This window comes from Streptomyces sp. W16 (assembly GCF_033194735.1).
Lineage (GTDB): Bacteria > Actinomycetota > Actinomycetes > Streptomycetales > Streptomycetaceae > Streptomyces.
This window is the reverse complement of sequence record NZ_JAWOAI010000857.1, coordinates 1-2,600: the sequence shown is the minus strand read 5'-3', so window position 1 is coordinate 2,600 and position 2,600 is coordinate 1. Positions and strand designations below refer to the sequence as shown.

The window sequence follows — 2,600 nt, the reverse complement described above, 5'->3', positions numbered from 1 at the left end:
GCGGCCCACGCCGGACGCCCGGGCATGGTGGCAGGGGTCGTACCCGCCGTCGTACGGGCCATGGTGGAACTCGGCGCCGATCCCGCCCGGATCGTCGCCCGCACCGGACCCGCCGTCTGCGGCCGGTGCTACGAAGTGCCCGCGGACATGCGCGCCGATGTCGCCGCGGTGGAACCCGCGGCGTACGCCGAGACGAGTTGGGGCACTCCCGCGGTCGACGTGACCGCCGGAGCGCACGCGCAGCTCGACCGGCTCGGGGTGCGCGACCGGGAGCAGTCGCCGGTGTGCACCCGTGAATCGGGCGACCACTTCTCGTACCGCCGCGACCGCACGACCGGGCGGCTCGCGAGCTATGTGTGGCTGGACTGATCGGGCATGACGGACCGTAAGCAAGAAATCGCCGTGAATCTGGCGAGAGTCGAGGAGCGCATCGCCGCCGCCTGTGCCGCGGCCGGGCGGAAGCGCGAAGAACTGACCCTGATCGTGGTCACCAAGACCTATCCGGCGAGCGATGTGCGGACCTTGGCCGAGCTGGGTGTGCGGCACGTCGCCGAGAACCGGGACCAGGACGCCGCCCCGAAGGCGGCCGAATGTGCGGATCTGCCGCTGAGTTGGCACTTCGTCGGTCAGTTGCAGACCAACAAGGTGCGATCCGTGGTCGGTTACGCCGATGTCGTGCAGTCGGTCGACCGGTCCCGGCTCGTGACCGCGCTGTCGAAGGAGGCCGAGCGGTCCGGGCGCGAACTGGGCTGTCTCATCCAGGTCGCGCTGGACGCGGGAGTGAGCGGGCGGGGCGAGCGCGGTGGCGTGGGGCCGGGCGGGATCGGGGAGTTGGCCGACCTCGTCGCTTCGTCCCCGGGGCTGCGGCTCGACGGTCTGATGACCGTCGCTCCGCTCACCGGGGAGTACGCGGGACGCCAACAGGAGGCGTTCGGGCGGTTGATGGATTTGTCGACTGACCTGCGCCGAGCCCATCCTGCTGCGAACATGGTGTCGGCAGGGATGAGTGCGGACCTCGAACAGGCCGTGGCAGCCGGAGCGACACATGTACGCGTCGGCACTGCGGTACTCGGCGTGCGCCCCAGGCTCGGGTAACGTCGCCAGGAAGTCGGACCACAGCAGAAAATATGGTCATTTCCGCCGCAGGCGGGCGTAACGACCTCGTGGATCGCGGGCACTTGGCAGTCGTCAGCCGATCCACCACAGAGCGGAGGACTCAGAGCATGGCCGGCGCGATGCGCAAGATGGCGGTCTACCTCGGCCTCGTGGAGGACGATGGGTACGACGGCCGGGGTTTCGACCCCGATGACGACTTCGAACCCGAACTGGACCCGGAGCCCGAGCGGGACCGGCGACGGCACGAGCCGTCGCATCAATCACACAGCCCACATCAGTCTCAAAGGGACGAACCGGTACGAGTGGTGCAGCCTCCGGCCCCTCGCGAACCGGTGTCCCATTCCGCTTCACTGGGTGCGGAATCAGGGCGTCCGGCGCGCATCGCGCCCGTGGCATCCATCACACAAGAATGCCAGTCCCTGGAGAAGAACGCACCGGTGATCATGCCCAAGGTCGTGTCGGAACGAGAGCCTTACCGGATCACCACACTTCACCCCCGGACCTACAACGAGGCCCGTACCATCGGGGAACACTTCCGTGAAGGCACCCCGGTGATCATGAATCTGACTGAGATGGATGACACAGACGCCAAGCGACTTGTCGACTTTGCGGCCGGTTTGGTGTTTGGTCTTCACGGCAGCATCGAGCGGGTGACGCAGAAGGTGTTCCTGTTGTCGCCTGCTAACGTCGATGTCACGGCGGAGGACAAGGCCCGCATCGCAGAGGGCGGGTTCTTCAATCAGAGCTGAGACAGACAGCCGCTAGGAAGCACGGAACAGGGGAGAGGGAAAGACAGACCATGAGCGTGTTCGCGCAGGTGATCTACATCGCGCTGATGGTGTTCCTCATCGTGCTCATCTTCCGGTTGGTCATGGACTACGTCTTCCAGTTCGCCCGCTCATGGCAACCCGGCAAGGCGATGGTGGTCGTTCTGGAGGCCGCCTACACTGTCACCGATCCACCGTTGAAGCTCCTACGGCGGTTCATTCCGCCGTTGCGTCTCGGGGGCGTGGCGCTCGACCTGTCCTTCTTCGTCCTGATGATCATCGTCTACATCTTGATCTCTATCGTGGGCAATCTCGCGGGGTGACAGTGGACGATACGGTCTTGCCGACTGCCGATGACTACGTTGAGGTGAAGAGATGCCGTTGACCCCCGAGGACGTGCGGAACAAGCAGTTCACGACCGTCCGCCTCCGAGAAGGCTATGACGAGGACGAGGTTGATGCCTTCCTCGACGAGGTCGAAGCCGAACTGACGCGCTTGCTCCGCGAGAACGAGGACCTGCGCGCCAAACTGGCCGCGGCCACGCGTGCCGCTGCCCAGAACCAGCAGAACATGCGCAAGCCCCCGGACCAGGACCAGCAGCAGGGCGGCATGCAGCAACAGGGGATGCCCCAGCAGGGCATGCCCCCGCAAGGCATGCCGCAGCAGGGCATGCGCGGCCCGGGCGCCCCGGTGCCCGCCGGCATATCGGGCCCGCCG

The 2,600-nt window shown here is 66.3% G+C and carries 5 protein-coding genes; all 5 read left to right on the top strand.

Annotated elements, in window-relative coordinates; translation table 11 throughout:
- Positions 1-369 (top strand): polyphenol oxidase family protein (locus tag R6V09_RS50510; RefSeq protein ID WP_317888150.1); only part of this gene is annotated, 369 nt, incomplete at its 5' end.
- Between the two features lie 6 nt (positions 370-375).
- Positions 376-1,095, top strand: coding sequence for a YggS family pyridoxal phosphate-dependent enzyme (locus R6V09_RS50505; protein WP_317888149.1), 720 nt, complete (start codon positions 376-378; stop codon positions 1,093-1,095).
- 128 nt (positions 1,096-1,223) lie between these two features.
- Positions 1,224-1,865, top strand: a complete 642-nt coding sequence (locus R6V09_RS50500; RefSeq protein ID WP_317888148.1) for a cell division protein SepF — start codon at positions 1,224-1,226, stop codon at positions 1,863-1,865.
- Positions 1,866-1,915: 50 nt separating this feature from the next.
- Positions 1,916-2,206 (top strand): YggT family protein, encoded by a 291-nt coding sequence (locus R6V09_RS50495; RefSeq protein ID WP_019067748.1) that lies wholly within the window; start codon positions 1,916-1,918, stop codon positions 2,204-2,206.
- Positions 2,207-2,258: 52 nt separating this feature from the next.
- Positions 2,259-2,600, top strand: a 342-nt coding sequence (locus tag R6V09_RS50490; RefSeq protein WP_317888147.1) for a DivIVA domain-containing protein, incomplete at its 3' end; no start/stop codon positions are given.

What these genes read in the sequence shown, in the direction of transcription:
- R6V09_RS50505 (WP_317888149.1), top strand. Translation starts at nt 376, where the DNA reads ATGACGGACCGTAAGCAAGAAATCGCCGTGAATCTGGCGAGAGTCGAG.
- R6V09_RS50500 (WP_317888148.1), top strand. Translation starts at nt 1,224, where the DNA reads ATGGCCGGCGCGATGCGCAAGATGGCGGTCTACCTCGGCCTCGTGGAG.
- R6V09_RS50495 (WP_019067748.1), top strand. Translation starts at nt 1,916, where the DNA reads ATGAGCGTGTTCGCGCAGGTGATCTACATCGCGCTGATGGTGTTCCTC.